We start from the raw sequence: 20,097 nt of genomic DNA, 5'->3' as shown, positions 1-20,097 counted from the left end.
ACGCCCTTCCCGGCCTGTCACACAACAGGCCGCGTCGAGGCGACCAAAGACTGCTCAGGAGTAAAGCATGCGTAAACTGATTCTCAGCGCTGCGTTGGTCGCCGCCAGCGCCTTCGGTATGGCTGCCGTGCAGGCCGCAGAGCCCGCCACCGCCGGCAAGGAATATATCGAGCTGAGCAACCCGGTGCCGGTGTCGGTGCCTGGCAAGATCGAAGTCGTCGAGCTGTTCTGGTACGGCTGCCCGCACTGCTACCACTTCGAACCGGTGATCAACCCTTGGGTCGACAAGCTGCCCAAGGACGTCAACTTCAAGCGCATACCGGCCATGTTCGGCGGCGCATGGGATGCCCACGGCCAGATGTTCCTGACCCTCGAAGCCATGGGTGTGGAGCACAAGGTGCACGCTGCGGTCTTCGATGCCATCCAGAACCAGCGCAAGCGCCTGACCGACCCGCAAGACATGGCCGACTTCCTCGCCACCCAGGGCGTGGACAAGGACAAGTTCCTGGCCACCTTCAACTCGTTCGCCATCAAGGGCCAGGTCAACCAGGCCAAGGAACTGGCGAAGAAGTACGAAATCACCGGCGTACCGAGCATGGTGGTCAACGGCAAGTACCGCTTCGACCTGGGCACTGCCCAAGGGCCGGAAGGCGTGCTCAACGTCGCCGACCAGCTGATCGCCAAGGAGCGCGCCGCTAAGTAAGCGGCGCCAGCATGGGCCGCTTTCGCACTTCGCGCATCGTCGGCCTGCACCAGCCGCAGGTCAACGAACATCACCTGCAGGCCCCTGGCCTGCCGGAAGATGGTCGCCTGCGGCTGCTCAGTTTCAATATTCAGGTCGGCATCAGCACCGAGCGCTATCGCCACTACCTGACCCGCAGCTGGCAGCACTTGCTGCCGCACACCGGGCGGGCCGGCAACCTGCAGAAAATCGGCGAGCTGCTTGGCGACTTCGACCTGGTGGCCCTGCAGGAAGCCGACGGCGGCAGCCTGCGTTCGGGCTACGTCAACCAGGTCGAGCACCTGGCCCAGCTTGGGTCCTTCCCTTACTGGTATCAGCAGCTCAACCGCAACCTCGGGCGCTTCGCCCAGCACAGCAATGGCGTGCTCAGCCGCTTGAAACCCCAGCACCTGGAAGACCATCCGCTGCCCGGGCCTGCCGGTCGCGGGGCGATTCTGGTGCGTTTCGGCGAGGGCGAGGACGCGCTGATCGTGGTGGTGATGCACCTGGCGCTGGGTGCCAAGACCCGTTCCCGGCAACTGGCCTACATCCGTGAACTGATCGGCGGCTATCGCCACCAGGTGCTGATGGGCGACATGAACACCCATGCCACCGACCTGATCGAGCACTCGCCGTTGCGTGACCTGGGTCTGATCGCGCCCCAGGTCGAGGCCACCTTCCCCAGCTGGCGGCCGCAGCGCTGCCTCGACCACATTCTGCTTAGCCCCAGCCTTACGCTTGAGCGCGTCGAGGTGCTGGCGCAGCCGATTTCGGACCACCTTCCGGTTGCCGTCGAGATCCGATTGCCTGACGCACTGACTACCGATACGCTGCCGGTCCCTACCTAGCCTCTACAGCACTCAAGTGTTCGGTTTTCGCGCCGAAATGGAGTCATCAGAGGGCTAGTCGCCCTCACCGGATGCGGATCCAGGCATGACCGAAGAAGCCGAGCGCTGGAAAGAAAAATACCTTAAGAGCATCGAGCAGCAGGAAAAGCTCGAGCGGCGCTGGGAAGCCCGCCTCGATTTGCTGCGCCGTGGCCTGGTGCGCAGCACCCTGGCGGCCGAGGGTAGCGACAAGATCGTCGACCAGTGCATGAAAGAAATGCGCGAGGTGATCCGCAGCGACAATATGGACGCCGGCCTTGCCGGGTTGATTCCGCGCCTGGAAAAGGCCGTGCTCGATTCTGAGCAGCGCCGCGAAACCCGCATGAACCAGGTTGGCGATGCGTTGACTGCGTTGGTGACCCAGCTGCAAGCCCTGCCCCTGCCCGGCGAGGTCTCACGCCCGCTGAAAAAGCTGGCGAAGAAGCTCGACGGCGGCGTCGCCCAGTCCCGCGACCTGCCGCCGTTGCTGGGCGAGCTCAGCGGCCTGCAGGGCAAGGCGCTGAATGCCGTGCAAAAGCCCGGCGAAGAAGCCCGCCCCGGCCTGCTGCAGCGCCTGTTCGGTGGCCGCGACGAGGCCCACGACGAAGCGCACCCTGCCCACGAGCCCACGGCACCTGCCCCAGCGGCCCCGGCGAAAACGCAAAATACCCACGAAGAAGCGTCCGAGCCCGTGGAAGCGGGCTTGCCCCGCGATGAGGCCGCCAAACCTGCCCCACAGGAACCAGCCCCCAAACAGCAGGACGTCGACGAGCTTCACCCCTTGCCCGCTGCTGTGGCTCAACCTGCCCCCCAACCTGAGCCCGTAGCCCAGGAGCCTGATCACGCCCCATTGCCCGAGCCTGAGGCAGACGTGCCTGCGCCGGCGTTGATCGACGCCGAGCCAGTAACCGAACCGGCCGTAGTAGAAGCTGCGCTCGAGGTGCCTGCAGAAGAGCCTGCAGAAGAGCCCATCGAGCCCACCGAGCCTTCCGAACTGCTCGAAGGCGAAGACGGCCCCTACGCCCTCCCCGACGCGGTCGAGCCGCCGTACAGCCAGGTCGCCGCCCACATCGAGCAAACCCTGATCGGCCTGCTCGACGACCTCAGCCTGCCCGAGCGCCACAAGGCCCAGGCCCTTCAGATGCGCGAGCGGGTGGCCCGCGGCCTGAACTGGTACGAACTGATCCCGGTGCTGGATGACCTGGCGGTGCTCATGCTGGCGATCACCGACAGCGGCCAGCACGAGTTTGAGGCTTACCTGCAGCAACTCAACGAGCGCCTCGAAACCTTCCAGAGCCACCTGCACGAGGCCAGTACCGGCCATGCCGACAACAGCTCTGCCGCCCGCCAGCTGGACAGCCAGCTGCGCGAGCAGGTCGACGGCCTGCAAAGCAGCGTGCAGGGCGCGGCCGATGTAGATAGCCTCAAGCACATCCTGGAGAACCGCCTCGAAGGCCTGCTGGTGACCATGGACGATCACCAGCTTGAGCGCGACCGCCGCGAGCAGGAGCTTGCCGGGCGCCTGCAAGGGCTGGCCGAGCGTGTGGCGAGCATGGAGCAGGAAGCCCTCGGCTACCGCGAGCACCTCGAGGAGCAACGCCAGAAGGCGATGATCGACCCGCTGACCGGGCTGCCCAACCGCGCCGCCTGGTCCGAGCAGGTCGAGCGCGAAGTGCTCGAATGGCAAGAGAGCGGCGGCCACCTGGCCATGGCTATCCTCGATCTCGACCACTTCAAGCGCATCAACGACGGCTACGGTCACCTGGCCGGTGACAAGGTGCTGAAGATCGTCGCCGACCAGTTGCGCAAGCGCCTGCGCGGGCGTGATTTCATCGCCCGCTTTGGTGGCGAGGAGTTCGTGCTGTTGCTGCCGCAAACCTCGCCCCCCGCTGCCGTGCAGGTGGCTGAAGCCCTGCGCGCAGCCATCGAGGCCTGCCCGTTTCACTTCAAGGGTGAGCGCGTGGTCATCACCACGTCGATCGGCATCAGCGCGTTCCGTTCCGGCGAGCGCGGTGACCAGGTACTCAAGCGCGCCGACGAAGCGCTGTACCGCGCCAAGGACCAAGGCCGCAACCGCGTCGAGCAAGGTTAAGTAGCAAAAGGCCCACGATGCCTGGAGTGGAGCACGTTATACTGTAGCGCTGTTGTCGGCTCATCATGACGTGCTCCTCTCAATGAAAACATTCCTCACTGCCCTGCTGTTGCTCGCCCTGGCCGGCTGCTCCAGCGGCCTGCGCATCGACCGCAGCCACCCTTCGGCCAACCAGGACAACCGCATCCAGTTCGTCGTGGTGCATTACACCAACGCCTCCCTGGAGCGCTCGCTGGCGCTGCTCACCCATGGCGAGGTGAGCAGCCACTACCTGATCGGCGACGGGCCGGCCACGGTCTACCAGCTGGTGGACGAGAACCGCCGTGCCTGGCACGCCGGCGACAGCCAGTGGGAGGGCCGCACCTGGCTCAACTCCACCTCCATCGGCATCGAGATCGTCAACCCGGGTTACACCGATACCCCGGGCGGTCGGGTCTGGCACCCGTACAGCGAGGCCCAGGTGCAGGCGCTGATCGCCTTGCTGAAGGACATCGTCAAGCGCAACGGGATCGCCCCGCGGCACATCATCGGCCACAGCGACATCGCCCCGCTGCGCAAGCTCGACCCAGGCCCGCTGTTCCCGTGGAAGCGCCTGGCCGACGCCGGGCTGAGCATCTGGCCAGATGCCGCTGCAGTGGCGCGCCAGCAGGTGTATTTCGAGGCCAACCCGCCGGCGGTGGGCTGGTACCAGCAGCAACTGGCGCGCTTTGGCTATGCCATCGACCAGACCGGCGAGCTGGATGTGGCCACCCGCCACGTGATCGCCGCGTTCCAGATGCGCTTCCGCCCCCAGCGTTTCGACGGCATGCCTGATGCGCAGACCGCCGCCATGCTGCAGGTGCTCAACAGCATGCGCTAAGGGCGTAAGCCCCTGTAGGCCCGGCCCCATCGCCGGCAAGCCGGTTCCTACAAGTTTCGCGCCAACGCCTGGCGCGTGCGCCGCCCAACGGCGAAGCCGGGCGGCCGTTCCGTTGCTATACCTTTGAGTATTCAACCGGATGCCGCGCATGCTCGCCCTCATCGCCACAGTGCGCCAATATTTCCACCACCCCTGGCTGCTGGCTGTGCTCGCGGCCCTGGGCAGTGCCGCGCTGCTGCTGGCCGGCAGCGTGGGGGTGACGTTGCAGCAGATGAGGCAGAGCGAAAGCGCGCAGATGAACGCCCGGGGCGAGCGCTTTCTCGACCGCCTGGAGCAGGTATTCGGCCAGCTTCGCGAAGGCGTCGACCAGTTGCAGGCCCAGCCGCTGCGCGGTTGCAGCCAGGCGATGCAGGTACAGTTGCAGCAAGTGGCGCTGGCCTCGCGGTTCATCTACGAGGCGGCCTACGTCGACAGCCAGGTGGCCTGCTCCAACCGTGGCGAGCGGGTCGTTGCGCCGCTGCGTGGCCCGGATATCCAGGGCCCCACCTACAGCTACTGGTTGAACACCACCACCGAACCCAACGAGAACCTCGCGGCGCTGATGCTGGGGCGGGGCAACTTTCTGGTGTCCACCTCGCGCGGGCACCTGAGCGATGTGGTCGACCTGCCCCCAGGCGGCAGCCTGCTGGTGGTGCTCGACCGTGGCGCCCGGGCGATACCGGTGCTGGGCCCGGCCCAGGCCTGGCCGCCCACCGACGACTGGCCGCCCCCGTCGCACAAATCGTTGCTCGAGCTGCGCGACAAGCTGGTCTATCGCATGGCCACCAAGTCGCCGGACTACCAGCTGGTGCTAATCGCCCCGCGGGCCAGCCTGCCAATGCGCCTCAATGGCCTGCTGTGGTTGCTGTATCCCGGCAGCCTGCTGCTGGCCTGCTGTATCGGCTGGCTGGCGTTGCAAATGATCCAGCAGCGCCGCTCGATGAGTTCCGAGCTGCAACAGGCGCTGCGCCGTGGCGAGTTGCAGGTGCTGTACCAGCCGATCTTCGAGCTGGACAGCCGGCGCTGTGTCGGCGCCGAGGCGCTGGTGCGCTGGCGCCGCCCGGACGGTACGCTGACCAGCCCGGACCTGTTCATCCCGCTGGCGGAGAACACCGGGCAGATTCGCCCGATCACCGATTTCGTCCTGCAGCGGGTGCTCGAGCAACTGGGGCAGTTGCTGCGGGCCAACCCGAAGTTGTACATCTCGGTCAACCTGGCGGCCTGTGATGTGACTGCGCCGCGCATCGGCCAGGTGGCCGCAAAGTTGTTGGCCCAGCACCGGGTTGCCGCCCGCCAGATCGCCTTCGAGGTGACCGAGCGCGGGTTGATCGATGTGGTGGTGGCGCGGGACAACCTGCAGGCGTTGCGCGCATCCGGGCACCAGGTGCTGATCGACGACTTTGGCACCGGCTACTGCAGCCTGGCCTACCTGCAGACCCTGCCGGTGGACTGCCTGAAGATCGACAAGGCGTTCATCGATGCCCTGGGCCACGATGCTGCCAGCAGCGGTGTGGCGCCGCATATCATCCGCATGGCCCATGACCTGAACTTGCGGGTGATCGCCGAGGGTATCGAGAGCGAGGACCAGGCCGGGCTGCTCAGTAGCGAGGGGGTGAACTACGGGCAGGGCTGGCTGTTCGCCCACCCGCTCAGCGCGCGGCAGTTCGCCGAGCTGATCACCCGCGGCCGGCGGGTGGCGGGGCGGCGTATCGATGATGAACTGTGAGCTGGTGCGATCCCTGTAGGAGCCAGGATAGCGATGGCATATGCCTGTGCTGGCCCAATCGCCGGCAAGCCGGCTCCTGCACGGAGCCAGGTCAGGGCTGCAATGGCTGTTACACCGGCAATGCCATATAGAACTGCGTGCCCTGCCCGGGGCGTGAGAATACCCCCATGCGCCCGCCGTGCAGTTGCACGATCTCCTTGCACAGCGCCAGCCCAAGCCCGGCGCCGCCTTTCTTGCGGCCCACCTGCACGAACGGCTCGAAAATTCGCCCCTGCTGGCCGTAGGCAATGCCTTCGCCATTGTCCTCGACGCTGATGATCACCCGTTCGGCATGCCGGCGCGCATGCAGGCGGATGTGCCCGCCGCTGGCGGTGTGGCGGATGGCGTTGTGCAGCAGGTTGTCCAGCACCCGGTCGAGCTGGGCGATGTCGGCCTGGATGCGCGGCAGTGGCGGCTCCAGCTCACGCACCAGCTTGATGTGCTTGTCTGCCACCAAGCCGGCAACGCGCTGTTCGGCGCGCTGGAACAGCTCGTCGAGGTTGCACGGGCCCAGCTCCAGCTTTTGCAGGCCGCTCTGGTAGCGGGAGAAGTTGAGCAGATCGTTGATCAGCTGGGTCAGGCGCTGCATCTCTTCGCCAATGGTTTCCAGCAGGTCGTGCTCGCGGGCCTCGGGCGGAAACTTCAGGCGCTCGCGCAACAGGCCGAAGGCCATGTGCATGCCGGTGACCGGGGTGCGCAGTTCGTGGGAGGCGCGCAGCACGAATTCGCTGCGTACCCGCTCGAAGGCACGCTGTTCGGTCACGTCGTGCAGCACCATCACCGCGCCGAGGATCGGCCCCTGGGGGTGGCTGACCGGGGTCAGGCTGTAGGTCAGCAGGCGGCTTTCGTCGTCCACCTCAAGGCTGAGGTCTTCTGGCGGGCGGTCCAGGCTGCCGCCGCGCAGCACCTGGCGCATCTGCTGCTCCAGCTCCGGGCGCTGCAAGGCTTCGGCCAGGCTCACCCCCAGGCGGCTCGGGTCCCAACCCAATTGGCGCTGGGCTACCGGGTTGAGGTGTTCCAGGCGGCCCTGGCGGTCGATGATCAACAGGCCGTCGTCGATGCTGTCGAGCACGGCTTGCAGGCGCTGCTGGCCGGCCAGCAGTTCGTCGACGTTGGTGGCCTGGTGCTTGCGCAGGGCATCGGCCATCAGGCCGAAGCGGCGGGTCAACTGGTTCAGCTCGGTGGCCTGGGTAACCGGCAGGGTGACGTCGAAGTTGCCCTGCCCAACCTGGTCGGCAGCCTTGGCCAGCGCCTCGATCGGCTGGCCGAAGCGCCGCGCGATGTTGTGCGCGGTGATAAAGCCCAGCACTAGCACGGTCAGGCCCATCATGCCCAGCAGGCCGCTGATCAAGAGGGCGCGGTCGCGGGATTTCTCTTCGGCGCGGGTGATGTGCTCGAGGGTTTGCTTGTGCGAGTCGATCAGGTCGGTGCGTACCTGGTTGAAGGCGGCCCCCAGCGGTTGTTCAACGCCCATGCTGCGGGCCGGCGCCTTGCTTTCGCGCCAGGCCTGGAGAAACGCCTGGTAGTTGCTGCTGGCCTTGCTGAAGCCGGTGCGCTCGCTGCCCTGCTCCAGGCCCTGGTTGAGCAGGCCCTGGAACTGGCTTTGCAGGGCCATCAGGTTGTTCGGGTCGCTGTCCTCGTCAAGGATCAGGTTCAGCTGCTCACCCAGGTTTTGCCGCAGCCGCAGGCCCAGGGCCAGGGTGTGGGTAGTGTCCTGCACCAGGCGCTGCTGCATGGTCGCCATCTGCAGCACGCTGACCAGCCCCAGCAGCAGCCCCAGCAGGGCCACCGTGACCAGCGCCGAGATGCTGAGGAACAGCCGCGTGCGCAGCTTCATCGGCCATTTCACAGGTTGTACTGCTTGCGTTTGCGGTACAGGGTGGAGGCGTCGATGCCGAGGGTCTTGGCAGCCTGGTCGAGGGTATCGCTGGCGGCCAGCACCGCGCCGATATGGGCGCGCTCCAGCTCGTCCAGGCTCAGCGCCGCGCCCACCCGCGGGGCGTTGCTGGCAGGCTGCTCGCCCATGCCCAGGTGGCTGACCTCGACCCGCTCCTGCGGGCAGATGATGCTGGCGCGTTCGATCACGTTGCGCAGTTCACGGATGTTGCCCGGCCAGCGGTAATTGAGCAGTGCGGCGCGGGCTTCGTCGCTGAAGCCGCGGGCCGGGCGTGAGTAGTCTTTGACAAAGCGCGCCAGGAATCGGTCGGCCAGGGTGAGGATGTCCTCGCTGCGCTCGCGCAGCGGCGGCAGGTGCAGGGTGATGACGTTCAGGCGGTACAAAAGGTCTTCACGGAAACGGCTCTCGCGGACCATCTCCTCGAGGTTGAGGTTGGTGGCCGCCAGAATGCGCACATCGGCGCGGCGGGTGACCGGGTCGCCGACCCGCTCGTATTCCTTGTCCTGAATGAAACGCAGCAGTTTGGGTTGCAGCGTGAGGGGAAAGTCGCCGATCTCGTCGAGAAACAGCGTGCCGCCGTCGGCCTGGCTGACCCGCCCCAGGGTGCTTTCGCTGGCCCCGGTGAAGGCGCCGCGGGTATGGCCGAACAGCTCGCTTTCCATCAGCTCGGCGTTCAGCGACGGGCAGTTGATGGTGACGCAGGCCTTGCGCGCACGTTTGCTCCAGCCGTGGATGGCGCGGGCCAGCTCGCCCTTGCCGGTGCCCGACTCGCCGAGGATCAGGATGTTGGCGTCGGTGGTGGCCACCTGCCGTGCGGTTTCCAGCACCACCATCATGGCCGGGCTGTGGGAGTCCAGGCCGTCCTTGGGCTTGCGCACCTCGCCTTCGAGGGCTTCCAGGCGTGCCGACAGCTGGCGCACCTCCAACTGCTTGGCGGTGGCCAGGCGCAGCTGGTCGGGGCTGCAGGGCTTGACCAGGTAGTCGGCAGCGCCGGCCTGGATGGCGTCTACGGCGGTGTCGATGGCCGAGTGGGCGGTGACGATCACCACGCGCATCCACGGCGCCTGGATGCGCATCTGTGCCAGCACGTCCAGGCCGTTGTCCTCACCCAGGCGCAAATCCAAAAAGCACAGGTCGAACACCTGGCGCTGCAACAGGGTCTCAGCCTGGGTGGCGCTGTTGGCGGTGGCCACGCTGTAGCCTTCGTCTTCCAGGCAGTAGCGGAAAGTGCGCAGGATCGCGGACTCGTCATCCACCAGCAGAATGCGGCCTTGGTTGTCCTGGGCTGACTCCATTTCCTACGCTCCTTTGGGATTAGTCTCAATTAGTGTCGGAAAAATCGGGCAAGTTGCATGGTCAATTCTGATTGATTCCGTGCCATGCATGCTAGCTGCATGCCTTCATGATGGCTAACTGACTGATAACAATGAAGTTATTTGTGCTCCGATAGCTGGCATGCAGGTTGCGAAGACCCAGGGTTGAAGTATTCGTCAGGAGGTAGACCCATGCGCTTTTCCCCCCGAATGGTTGTGCTCAGCTTTTGCCTGGTGCCGCTGCTGGCAGCGGCCGACCCGGCCCAGGATGCCCGTCTGGAAGGTTCACTGCAGACGGCGTTGGCGCTCAACCGCATTCTCAACCCCTTCCCGATCAAGGTGCAGGTCGACGGCGCCCGGGCCCGGCTCAGCGGTGAAGTGGAAAACCCCGTCGAGCGTGACCTGGCCGAGCGGGTGGCGCTGGCTACCCGCGGCATCGACACGGTCGACAACCAGTTGCAGGTCAACCCGGCGCTGATCGAGCGGCCGCTGGAGCCGCGCGCCTACGCCCAGCGCCTGGACGACGCCACCTTGGGCGCGGTGATTCGCGCGCGTTTGCTGTGGAGCCGGGTGACCGAGCAGGCGCCCATCGAGGTGCAGAGCAGCGACGGCGTGGTCACCTTGCGCGGCAAGGTCGACAGCCCCGAGGCCAAGGAGCTGGCCGGCGTGCTGGCGCGCACCACCGAGGGCGTGCACCTGGTCAACAACCTGGTCAGCCTCGACAGCACGGCCCTGGCCAAGGCCCGGGAAAAGCCGGTGGACGCACCCAGCGGGCCGCAGCCCGGTGACAGCTGGATCATCGACAAGATCCAGACCAGCTACCGCTTCAGCCGCAACCTGGACGGCCTGAACATCAAGGTCGCCAGTGAGCAAGGCATGGTGCGGTTATCGGGTGAAGTGGTCAGCAGCGAGCAGCGCACCATCGCCATCGACGTGGCCCGGCAGATCGTCGGCGTGCGCGGCGTGGATGCCGACCTGCTCAAGGTGGCCAGCAAGGTGGAAGGCTGATCGTGCAAAAAGCACGGTGCCCGAAGGGGGCATCGTGCAGGATACGACCTGGCTTATTTTCATAATGTGCGTAACTGGTTGATTTGTAAGGATTTTATTTTGCTTCAAAGGCTGGCATGCAGGCTGCAATGACTTGTTCAGGTCTAGATAACAAGTACAGCAGGAGCCACCGGCATGAACCGCCCAACCGTCAACCGCATGCAGTCCGCCGTTTTGCCGCTTCGCCAGGTGTTGTTCCTGGGCATGGCCGTGCTGCTCACGCTGGCAGCCGGGCAGTTCTACTACAGCTTGCAGACCGCCAAGCTGGCCGACCAGGTGGCGGCGCAAACGGCGCTGTTGACGCAGATGAAGGCCAGCCGTGCCAGTACCTTGGTGCGCGCTGCCGAGCCGCTGCCGACCCAGGCCAATGCCACCACCCCTGCCGTACTGGAAACCGTCACGCCGCAGGAGCGCTGGGTGTTCTGAGCCCTCCTGCGCCGGTCACCGATTACGTACAAGAAAGGAGTAACACCATGCTGAGCTGGGCTATCACATTCCTGATCATCGCCATCGTCGCAGCCGTACTGGGCTTCGGTGGTATCGCCGGCGCCGCAACCGGTATCGCGAAGATTCTGTTCATCGTCTTCCTGGTGCTGTTCGTGGCTTCCTTCTTCTTCGGACGCGGCAGGGGCTGACCCATGAACAGGATCCTGGCCGGCGCCCTGCTGCTGGGCGCCGTTACCACGGCCATGGCGGCCAATGACGGCCAGGTCCGTGCCAACCAGCTGCTTGGCACGGACCCCGAATACCGCGAGACCTGGCAAGACACGATCAAGGGCGAAGAGCGCCTGCCGGAGTGGGTGATCAACCTGACCGGCAGCGCGCCGCTGCAGATGTCGGCGGTCACCGAGGACGGTGACCAGTACCTGGTCGGCCCGCTGTGCGAGTCGCAGGGTAACTGCACCCACAAGCGCCTGATCGTGGCGTTCAGCTGGGACAAGGACGATGCCTACGGGATGCTGGTCGAGGTGCCCGAGGGCCTGCCCTCGGACAAATCGCCCACCCGCCATGCGGACTACCGCTGGCTGGGCAAGCCCGACGACGGCATGAAGGCATTGCTGCAGGAGCAGCTCAAGCGTGACCCCAACTGGTACTGAGTTTTTTACCGGGCGGGCACGCACTGTAATGAAATGGAAGCTGAACCTTTCTATCGTTCTGGCTTCTATGATGCGCCGCCTCGAGGAGAGGCAGCACATGACCAGGGGGCCGGGCTGTTCTGATTGTTGCAGGATCGGAGTGGCCTAGGGGTACAGGGAGTACCTCCTTCGTGGGCCGGGTCAGAAGAGGGTGGCATCGGAAGTTGCAGGTCGGCCAGGTGCCGGTCTGGCTTCCGAAGCGCCTGTTCAAGCATCCCCTTCCTATATATGTGCGCGACTTTTCCTGAAGACACATTTTGTAGTGACCGTATATCGATTTTTTTTCGATTGTCCGGCCGGTCAGGACAAGTGGCATTTCAGCCATTCGGATTGTCGAACACGCCATCAAAACCCCCGCACGCATACCGTCAAATCTGCCGAAACATGGCGGTTTGGTCTTGTTCGGAAAACCGAACGTTTAAAATCAAGCACTTGGCGATGCCCGATTTCAGCGAGGAGTCTCATGCCGATTCGGCATGGGGTAGTCGTTTCCGGCATTAGACTGGTCCCTTCCCCATCGCAATAGTTGCCGCCTTTTTCCCTGGCCCGAGCCCCCCTCAAGGTGCGCTCGCGGTGACCTTACATGGGGTCGTCGAGTGGAAACGATGCGTTACCGGCAGGCTGTAAACAGCTCTGGGACGCGGTTTTCCGGTTGATGCCCGTGACCACTACAACAAAGGGTAATGACATGAAGAAGGCAAAACTGAGCCTCGCCTGGCAGATCGTCATCGGTCTGTTGCTGGGCGTTGCAGTCGGCGCGCTACTGAATCATTTCAGTGCAGAAAAGGCATGGTGGATCAGCAACGTCCTCCAGCCCGCTGGCGACATCTTCATTCGCCTGATCAAGATGATCGTTGTCCCGATCGTGATTTCGTCGCTGATCGTGGGTATCGCCGGGGTAGGCGACGCGAAGAAACTGGGCAGCATTGGCCTCAAGACCATTCTCTACTTCGAGGTGGTGACCACCATCGCCATCGTCGTCGGCCTGGTGCTGGCCAACGTGTTCCACCCGGGCGCCGGCATCGACATGAGCACACTGGGCACCGTCGACATCTCCAAGTACCAGGCCACTGCGGCCGAGGTGCAGCATGAGCACGCGTTCATCGAGACCCTGCTCAACCTGATCCCGTCGAACATCTTCGCAGCGCTGATGCGTGGCGAAATGCTGCCGATCATCTTCTTCTCGGTGATGTTCGGCATGGGCCTTTCGAGCCTCAACGCCGAACTGCGCGAGCCGCTGGTGCGTACCTTCCAGGGCGTGTCGGAGACCATGTTCAAGGTCACCCACATGATCATGAACTACGCCCCGATCGGCGTGTTCGCCCTGATCGCCGCCACCGTCGCCAACTTTGGCTTCGCCTCGCTGCTGCCGCTGGCCAAGCTGGTGCTGCTGGTGTACTTCGCCATCGCCTTCTTCGCCTTCATGGTGCTGGGCCTGGTGGCGCGCGTGTTCGGCTTCTCGATCATCAAGATCATGCGCATCATGAAGGACGAGCTGATCCTCGCCTACTCGACTTCCAGCTCCGAGACCGTGCTGCCGCGGGTGATCGAGAAGATGGAAAAGTACGGCGCGCCGAAGTCGATCTGCTCGTTCGTGGTGCCGACCGGCTACTCGTTCAACCTTGACGGCTCGACCCTGTACCAGAGCATCGCGGCGATCTTCATCGCCCAGCTGTACGGCATCGATCTTTCGATCGGCCAGCAGTTGATGCTGGTGCTGACCCTGATGGTCACCTCCAAGGGCATCGCCGGCGTGCCGGGCGTGTCGTTCGTGGTGCTGCTGGCCACCCTGGGCAGCGTGGGCATTCCGCTGGAAGGCCTGGCATTCATTGCCGGTGTCGACCGCATCATGGACATGGCCCGCACCGCGCTGAACGTGGTGGGCAACGCCCTGGCTGCGGTGGTCATCGCCAAGTGGCAGGGCATGTACGACGCCGAAAAAGGCGAGGCGTACTACAAGTCGCTGGTGCTGGACAAAGGCAAGACCGAGCCAGTGGTGACGGGCAAGACCGTCAGCCAGTAAGGCCTTGAGCTGAACCAGAAAGCCCCGACTTGTCGGGGCTTTTTTGCATTCCTTTGGGGAGTTATCAGGTCCTGTGGGAGCGGGTTTACCCGCGAAGCAAGCAACTCGGTGGTTGGCACCGGCTCTGCCGTTGTTCGCGGGTGAACCCGCTCCCACAGAGGGCGCGGGGTTTGCGCTATCATTCGGGCATTTTTCACAGGGGAATTCAGGATGCTCAACGGCCTCTGGCTCGGCTTTTTCGTGGTGGCGGCCATCTCCGCCCTGGCGCAATGGCTGGTGGGCGGCAACGCCGCTATCTTCGCCGCCATGGTCGAGAGCATCTTCGCCATGGCCAAGCTGTCGGTGGAGGTCATGGTGCTGCTGTTCGGCACCCTGACCCTGTGGCTGGGCTTTCTCAAAATCGCCGAGAAGGCCGGCATCGTCGAATGGCTGGCCAAGGTGCTCGGCCCGCTGTTCGCCCGCCTGATGCCTGAAGTGCCGCGCGGCCACCCTGCCCTGGGTTTGATCACCATGAACTTCGCCGCCAACGGCCTGGGCCTGGACAACGCCGCCACGCCGATCGGGCTGAAGGCCATGCGCGCCCTGCAGGAGCTCAACCCCAGCAGCACCACGGCGAGCAACGCGCAAATCCTCTTTCTGGTGCTCAACGCCTCGTCGCTGACCCTGCTGCCGGTGACCATCTTCATGTACCGCGCCCAGCAGGGCGCTGCCGACCCGACCCTGGTGTTCCTGCCCATTCTGCTGGCCACCAGCGTGTCGACCCTGGTCGGCCTGCTATCGGTGGCGGTGATGCAGCGCCTGCGCCTGTGGGACCCGGTGGTGCTGGCCTACATGATCCCCGGCGCCTTGCTGCTGGGTGGCTTCATGGCGTTTCTCGGCACCCTGTCGGCGGCGGCCCTGGCCAGCCTGTCGTCGATCCTCGGCAACCTCACGCTGTTCGGCGTGATCATGCTGTTTTTGCTGATTGGCGCGCTGAAGCGGGTGAAGGTGTACGAAGCCTTCATCGAAGGCGCCAAAGAGGGCTTCGACGTGGCCAAGGGGCTGCTGCCGTATCTGGTGGCCATGCTGGTGGCGGTGGGCGTGCTGCGCGCCTCGGGCGCCCTGGAAGTGGCCCTGGACGGCATTCGCCACGCGGTGAACTGGCTGGGCCTGGATACCCGCTTCGTCGAGGGCCTGCCCACCGCGCTGGTCAAGCCGTTCTCCGGCAGCGCCGCGCGGGCCATGCTGATTGAAACCATGCAGGTGCATGGCGTGGACAGCTTCCCGGCGCTGGTGGCGGCGACCATCCAGGGCAGCACCGAAACCACCTTCTACGTGCTGGCGGTGTACTTCGGCGCGGTGGGTATCCAGCGGGTGCGCCACGCCGTGGGCTGCGCCCTGCTGGCAGAACTCTCCGGCGTGGTGGCGGCGATCTTCGTCTGCTACTGGTTCTTTGCCTGAGCCTGGCTGGCCTGAGTAACGCTCCAGTCGATCACCTGACGGGTCAGCTGATCGCTGGCTGCGCCGAAGCCGCTGACCACCGCTGGCACCTGGGTGCCTGACAGCGGCTGGCGCACCTCGAAGCGCTTGCTGGCCAGAATGCGCTGGCTGCGCCCCTGCACCAGCCGGGCATCGTAGCGGATCACCACCTCCACCTGCTGGCCCGAGCGGTATTCGCTCTGGAATGCCTGCAACTCCCCGCCCAGCTCGTAGTCGGCCTGCAGGTTGCTGTCGTCGGCGCTGAGGCGCTGCACCCGGCCGTCACGCTGGAAGCCATCGAGCAGGCGGTTACGCAGCAATTGCGGCGCCGGGTCGCTCCAGCGTGCGCCCTGGTAGCTGCTGATTACGTCGCCCTGGGGGATCACCGCAATGCGCGGCCCGGCCAGGGCTTCGCTGGCCAGCGGTTTGTTCAGGCGTAGCGACCAGCTCACCGGTGCCGCGTTGCCTGTGGCCTGGCTTGCTGGCAGGCGGTAGATATCCACCGGCGCGCTCTGCGGCAGGATCGAGCAGGCCGAGGCCAGGCTCAGGGTGGCGGCGAGTGCGGCCAAGCGCAGCGAGCGGGTCATGGCTGGAACTCCTTGTTGTTGTCGCGGCCCAGCAGGTAGCCGCTGGGGTCGGCCTCCAGGCGCCGGGAGATGCCCTTGAGCGAATTGAGGGTTTCACGCAGCTCGCGGATGGCCGGGGCCACCTGGTTCAGGCCCTGGGCGCCGTCATCGATGGACTGGCGGTTGTCCTGCAGCAGGCTGTTCAGGGTGGCTGCGCTTTGTGCCAGCGACTGCATGGCCTGCTCGGCGCTGCCGATGGCCTGCTTGCCCTGGCTGCCCAGCAGGCCGTTGGCGTTTTTCATCAGGGCCTGGGTTTCGGCCAGGGTGGCGTTGGCCTGGCGGCCGACTTCCGACAACTGCGCCAGGGCATCGGCGATGCCGCCCTTCTTGCTGGCGAAGGCGCCGGTGGTCTGGTCGAGGTTGGCCAGGGTGTTGCTCAGGTGCTCGACGTTGCTTTCGGAGAACATCTGGTTGGCGTTGTGCAGCAGCAGGTTGATGTTGGTCACCAGGTCGCTGCTGTCGTTGAGCAGGCGCGAAATCGGCGAGGGCGAGGCGATGATGATCGGCAGTTTGCCGTCCTTGCCCTTGAGCTCGGGGCTTTGCGGCGTGCCGCCGCTGAGCTGGATGAACGAGTTGCCGGTGACCCCGGCCAGGGTCAGCTTGGCCTGGGTGTCTTCTTTAACCGGCGTGTCGCCACTCAGGCGCACCCGGGCCAACACCCGGCGCGGGTCCTGCGGGTCGAGGCGCAGGCTGCTGACATCACCCACCTTGATGCCGTTGTACTGCACCGGGCTGCCCCGGGACAGGCCCGACACCGCCTCGTTGAACACCACTTCGTAATCCTTGAACGCATCGTCGACGCTGGACTTGGTCAGCCACAGGCCGAACAGCATGGCGCCGGCCACCACCAGCACGGTGACCAGGCCGATCAATACATGGTGAGCTCGGGTTTCCATCGTTCAGCGCTCCTGGCGGGCGCGCAGGGCGGCGCTTTCGGCCGCCCGGCCGCGCGGGCCGTGAAAGTATTCGTGAATCCAGGCGTCATCGGTTTGCTCGACTTCGCTCAAGGGGCCGGCCACCAGCACCTTCTTCTGCGACAGCACCGCCACCCGGTCGGTGATGGTGTAGAGGGTGTCCAGGTCGTGGGTGATCAGGAACACCGACAGGCCCAGGGCGTCGCGCAGGGTGAGGATGAGCTGGTCGAAGGCGGCGGCGCCGATCGGGTCCAGGCCTGCGGTGGGCTCGTCGAGGAACAGGATGTCCGGGTCCAGCGCCAGGGCGCGGGCCAGGGCGGCGCGCTTGATCATGCCGCCGGACAGCGAGGCGGGGTACTTGTCGGCGGCGCTGATCGGCAGCCCGGCCAGGGCCAGCTTTACCCCGGCCAGGTGCTCGGCGTCGGCACGCGACAGGCCGGCGTGCTCGATCAGCGGCAGGGCGACGTTTTCGGTGACGGTCAGCGACGAGAACAGCGCGCCCTTCTGAAACAGTACGCCGAAGCGCCGCTCGATCAGCGAACGTTGCTGCTCGCTGGCCGCGGCCAGGTCCTGGCCGAACACCTTCACCTGGCCCTCGTTGGGCTGGCGCAGGCCGATGATGCTGCGCAGCAGCACCGACTTGCCGCTGCCCGAGCCGCCGACCACGGCGAGGATTTCGCCGCGGTACAGGTCCAGGTCGAGGTTTTCGTGCACGCTCTGGCTGCCGAAACGGTTGCACAGGCCGCGGGCCTCGATCACGGCTTCGCTCACCAGCCCATCTCCATGAAGAACAGCGCCGCTACTGCGTCCAGCACGATGACCACGAAGATCGACTGGACCACGGCAGAGGTGGTGTGGGCGCCGACCGATTCGGCGCTGCCACTGACCTTGAAACCCTCCAGGCAGCCGATGGCGGCGATCAGGAAGGCGAAGAACGGCGCCTTGGCCAGGCCGACCAGAAAGTGCTGCACGCCGATGTCGCTTTGCAGCAGCGACAGGAACATGGCCGGGGTGATGCCCAGCGACAGCGCGCATACCACGGCGCCGCCGACGATGCCGCAGATCATCGCGACGAAGGTCAGCAGCGGCAGGGCGATCAGCAGCGCCAGCACCCGTGGTACCACCAGCAGCTCGATGGGGTTCAGGCCCAGGGTGCGGATGGCGTCGATTTCTTCGTTGGCCTTCATCGAGCCGATTTGCGCGGTGAAGGCACTGGCGGTGCGCCCGGCCATGAGGATGGCGGTCAGCAGCACGGCGAATTCGCGCAGGAACGAGAACGCCACCAGGTCGACGGTGAAAATGGTCGCACCGAAGGCGGCCAGCACCGTGGCACCGAGGAAGGCCACCACAGCGCCCACCAGGAAGGTCAGCAGGGCGACGATGGGGGCGGCGTCCAGGCCGGTCTGTTCAAGGTGGGCGACCACAGGGGTGAGCCGCCAGCGGCTGGGCTGGAAGGCGCGCACGAACAGGGTTTGCAGGATCAGGCCGATGAAACCCAATACCTGTTTGGTGTCCTGCCACAGGGTGTCGACGGCGCAGCCGATGCGTGCCAGCAGTTGGATCAGCACCGGGCGTTCGGGTTGTTTGACCGGGATGCAGTAGTTCTGCACCGAGCTGTAGACGTTGTGCAGCAGCGCGCGGCTGGCTTCGGGCAGGTCGCTGGTGCAGCGCGACAGGCGCTCGGCCCCGAGCAGTTCGGCCAGCAGCGAGGCGCCGGCGGTGTCGAGGCGGCCGAGCTGGCTGAGGTCGACCTGGGTGTCGGCCTGGTACTTAAGGCGCTCGCATTCGCGCTTGAGGCTGGCGTAGTGGGCCAGGGTCCAGTCACCGGCGATGCGCAGGCGGGTGGGCTGCTGCTGGTGGTCCAGGGTGGCGCTCGGGGCGGTCATAGGCTCCCTGCATCTGACGAATGGCACAGAGGCAGATCATAGCGCAGCGGGGTGGCCGGGGTTTGTTGAAAATGTGCTGGCCTCATCGCCGGCAAGCCGGCTCTCATAGAACTGCACATAACTCATTGATTTAGCGGGGACCTGTGGGAGCGGGCTTGTCGGGGTGCCGAACCACCGCGAAGCAGGCGACGCGGTGTCTGGCACCGGCTTCGCCGGTGTTCGCGGGCAAGCCCGCTCCCACAGGGGCCGCGGCGGGTTCGTGCCCAGTTCTCTGCGCGACAGCGCAGCCCGCAGGGCTGGGTAATCTCCTACATGGATCACGCCAGCTTCTGGATCATCAAGGGGCGCTGAATCAACCGGCCGGCACGTCCTCGACCACCTTGAAGCGCAGCACGCCGATCACCTGGCCATCTTCGGTCAGCACCCGCACCTGCCACTTGCCCACCGGGTTGGGCGGAAAGTTCTGCTTGTGGGTCCAGGCCCGGTAGCCCTCTTTACGCCCACCGTGGATGTCCAGAGCGATGCGGTCGACTTCTTTGCCGTCCAGCTGCCACACGTGGTAGATGCGCTCGTCCAGGCCGCGCGGCGCGTTGATCGCGGTATAGGCGTAAAGCCCGCCGTTGCGGATGCGGCTGGCGGGCACCTCGTCCAGCGATTCACCCGGCTGGCGGTTGATCACTTCGGTGCTCACTGCCACATCGGTTAGCCACAGGGTGGCCGGCGGAACCCAGGAACGCAGCAGCCAGCCGCCGCCGCCCACCGCCAGGGTTACCAGCACCAGCGCCACGCCGCGCCGCCAGGTGCGGATCGGGAAGCTGCTGGCAAGGCTTGGGAACGACAGCACCATGGCCGCAATCAGCGCCAGCTTGAAGCTTTGCGCTGTGGTCAGGTGCAGGATGATCGGCAGCGCGGTGAGCATCGCCGCGAACAGGGTCAGGGTGTGCAGCGCCAGGAACAGCCAGCGCCGCGGGGCCAGCCACTTGTAGTACAGCGGGTCGATGATCGACACCAGCCCGGCGCCGGCCAACAGGCCTGTGAAAATCAGCTGGCCGCTGTTCCAGGTGGTGGTGATGAAGAAGAACGGCAGGACGAAGAACAGGCTTTCCTGGTGGATCATCTGCGTGGCGTAGCGCAGCAGCGGCTGCGGGATCTCGCGCTTGAAGGTGCGGGCGAACAGGCCGGTGAGGGTGTTCTCCAGCATCAGCCAGACCCAGCTGACCAGCATGAGGATGGCGATCCAGCTGGCAAGGCCGGCCTGGCGGTCGACCAGGATGAAGCTGCCGATACCGGAAAGAAAGCCGCCGAGCGCGATGATGCCGGGGTAGCGCTTGAGCAGTTCGATCAGGCGCAGGACGAAATTGGGGATTGGGGGCATGGGTCTGCAACAGAATATATTGGGGGCTGTGCCGGCCCTATCGCGGGCAAGCCCGCTCCCACAGGGTGTAGGAGCGGGCT

General features: G+C 65.3%; 18 protein-coding genes. 11 read left to right on the top strand and 7 right to left on the bottom strand.

Going from position 1 to position 20,097, the window contains the following annotated elements; all coding sequences use genetic code 11:
* Positions 1 to 67: 67 nt before the first annotated feature.
* The 5 genes from dsbA to KSS93_RS01525 all read left to right on the top strand — a co-directional run bounded on the left by dsbA (position 68) and on the right by KSS93_RS01525 (position 6,303).
* Entirely contained in the window at positions 68 to 703 is a 636-nt protein-coding gene (dsbA, locus tag KSS93_RS01545; RefSeq protein ID WP_217886875.1) for a thiol:disulfide interchange protein DsbA, read from the top strand.
* Positions 704 to 714: 11 nt separating this feature from the next.
* Positions 715 to 1,569, top strand: coding sequence for an endonuclease/exonuclease/phosphatase family protein (locus KSS93_RS01540; RefSeq protein ID WP_217886874.1), 855 nt, complete (start codon positions 715 to 717; stop codon positions 1,567 to 1,569).
* Positions 1,570 to 1,654: 85 nt separating this feature from the next.
* Positions 1,655 to 3,679 carry a GGDEF domain-containing protein gene (locus KSS93_RS01535; RefSeq protein WP_217886873.1) on the top strand — a complete coding sequence of 675 codons (2,025 nt, stop codon included), beginning with the start codon at positions 1,655 to 1,657 and terminating at the stop codon, positions 3,677 to 3,679.
* A gap of 82 nt (positions 3,680 to 3,761) precedes the next feature.
* On the top strand, positions 3,762 to 4,538 hold the full coding sequence (locus KSS93_RS01530) for an N-acetylmuramoyl-L-alanine amidase (protein WP_217886872.1): 777 nt from the start codon (positions 3,762 to 3,764) through the stop codon (positions 4,536 to 4,538).
* Positions 4,539 to 4,686: 148 nt separating this feature from the next.
* Positions 4,687 to 6,303 carry an EAL domain-containing protein gene (locus KSS93_RS01525; RefSeq protein WP_217886871.1) on the top strand — a complete coding sequence of 539 codons (1,617 nt, stop codon included), beginning with the start codon at positions 4,687 to 4,689 and terminating at the stop codon, positions 6,301 to 6,303.
* Positions 6,304 to 6,412: 109 nt separating this feature from the next.
* Here the strand turns inward: KSS93_RS01525 and KSS93_RS01520 are convergent, their stop codons facing one another.
* Positions 6,413 to 8,179: a KinB sensor domain-containing domain gene (locus KSS93_RS01520; RefSeq protein ID WP_437182094.1), complete on the bottom strand. Its 1,767-nt coding sequence runs from the start codon at positions 8,177 to 8,179 to the stop codon at positions 6,413 to 6,415.
* Between the two features lie 8 nt (positions 8,180 to 8,187).
* Complete coding sequence (gene algB / locus KSS93_RS01515; RefSeq protein ID WP_217886869.1) at positions 8,188 to 9,534, bottom strand: sigma-54-dependent response regulator transcription factor AlgB; 1,347 nt, start codon at positions 9,532 to 9,534, stop codon at positions 8,188 to 8,190.
* Between the two features lie 210 nt (positions 9,535 to 9,744).
* Here algB and KSS93_RS01510 point away from each other — a divergent pair, with 210 nt between their 5' ends.
* From KSS93_RS01510 to KSS93_RS01485, 6 genes are all read left to right on the top strand, one after another.
* Positions 9,745 to 10,560: a BON domain-containing protein gene (locus KSS93_RS01510; protein WP_217886868.1), complete on the top strand. Its 816-nt coding sequence runs from the start codon at positions 9,745 to 9,747 to the stop codon at positions 10,558 to 10,560.
* Between the two features lie 174 nt (positions 10,561 to 10,734).
* Complete coding sequence (locus KSS93_RS01505; protein ID WP_217886867.1) at positions 10,735 to 11,025, top strand: hypothetical protein; 291 nt, start codon at positions 10,735 to 10,737, stop codon at positions 11,023 to 11,025.
* A gap of 47 nt (positions 11,026 to 11,072) precedes the next feature.
* Positions 11,073 to 11,234, top strand: a complete 162-nt coding sequence (locus tag KSS93_RS01500; protein ID WP_003252966.1) for a DUF1328 domain-containing protein — start codon at positions 11,073 to 11,075, stop codon at positions 11,232 to 11,234.
* Between the two features lie 3 nt (positions 11,235 to 11,237).
* Entirely contained in the window at positions 11,238 to 11,696 is a 459-nt protein-coding gene (locus KSS93_RS01495; protein ID WP_217841164.1) for an inhibitor of vertebrate lysozyme family protein, read from the top strand.
* 727 nt (positions 11,697 to 12,423) lie between these two features.
* Positions 12,424 to 13,758 (top strand): glutamate/aspartate:proton symporter GltP, encoded by a 1,335-nt coding sequence (gene gltP, locus KSS93_RS01490; RefSeq protein WP_217886866.1) that lies wholly within the window; start codon positions 12,424 to 12,426, stop codon positions 13,756 to 13,758.
* Positions 13,759 to 13,968: 210 nt separating this feature from the next.
* Positions 13,969 to 15,198: a nucleoside recognition domain-containing protein gene (locus KSS93_RS01485; protein ID WP_217886865.1), complete on the top strand. Its 1,230-nt coding sequence runs from the start codon at positions 13,969 to 13,971 to the stop codon at positions 15,196 to 15,198.
* On the opposite strand, the gene KSS93_RS01480 is transcribed toward KSS93_RS01485, so the two are convergent.
* From KSS93_RS01480 to KSS93_RS01460, 5 genes are all read right to left on the bottom strand, one after another.
* The gene (locus KSS93_RS01480) at positions 15,180 to 15,803 is read right to left on the bottom strand and encodes an ABC-type transport auxiliary lipoprotein family protein (protein ID WP_217886864.1); all 624 of its coding nucleotides are present in this window, start codon (positions 15,801 to 15,803) and stop codon (positions 15,180 to 15,182) included. The two genes, KSS93_RS01485 and KSS93_RS01480, sit on opposite strands and share 19 nt — an antisense overlap.
* Entirely contained in the window at positions 15,800 to 16,738 is a 939-nt protein-coding gene (locus KSS93_RS01475; RefSeq protein ID WP_217886863.1) for an MlaD family protein, read from the bottom strand. Before KSS93_RS01475 ends, KSS93_RS01480 begins: the two co-directional genes overlap by 4 nt.
* A 3-nt stretch (positions 16,739 to 16,741) precedes the next feature.
* Entirely contained in the window at positions 16,742 to 17,527 is a 786-nt protein-coding gene (locus KSS93_RS01470; protein WP_217886862.1) for an ABC transporter ATP-binding protein, read from the bottom strand.
* Entirely contained in the window at positions 17,524 to 18,642 is a 1,119-nt protein-coding gene (locus tag KSS93_RS01465; RefSeq protein ID WP_217886861.1) for an ABC transporter permease, read from the bottom strand. The genes KSS93_RS01470 and KSS93_RS01465 overlap by 4 nt, the downstream gene beginning before the upstream one ends.
* Positions 18,643 to 18,994: 352 nt before the next feature.
* On the bottom strand, positions 18,995 to 20,017 hold the full coding sequence (locus tag KSS93_RS01460; protein ID WP_217886860.1) for a DUF5924 family protein: 1,023 nt from the start codon (positions 20,015 to 20,017) through the stop codon (positions 18,995 to 18,997).
* Positions 20,018 to 20,097: the final 80 nt, after the last annotated feature.

Source organism: Pseudomonas xanthosomatis, from assembly GCF_019139835.1.
Lineage (GTDB): Bacteria > Pseudomonadota > Gammaproteobacteria > Pseudomonadales > Pseudomonadaceae > Aquipseudomonas > Aquipseudomonas fakonensis.
The sequence above is the reverse complement of the archived record's forward strand: the minus strand, read 5'-3'. Positions and strand labels throughout refer to the sequence as shown.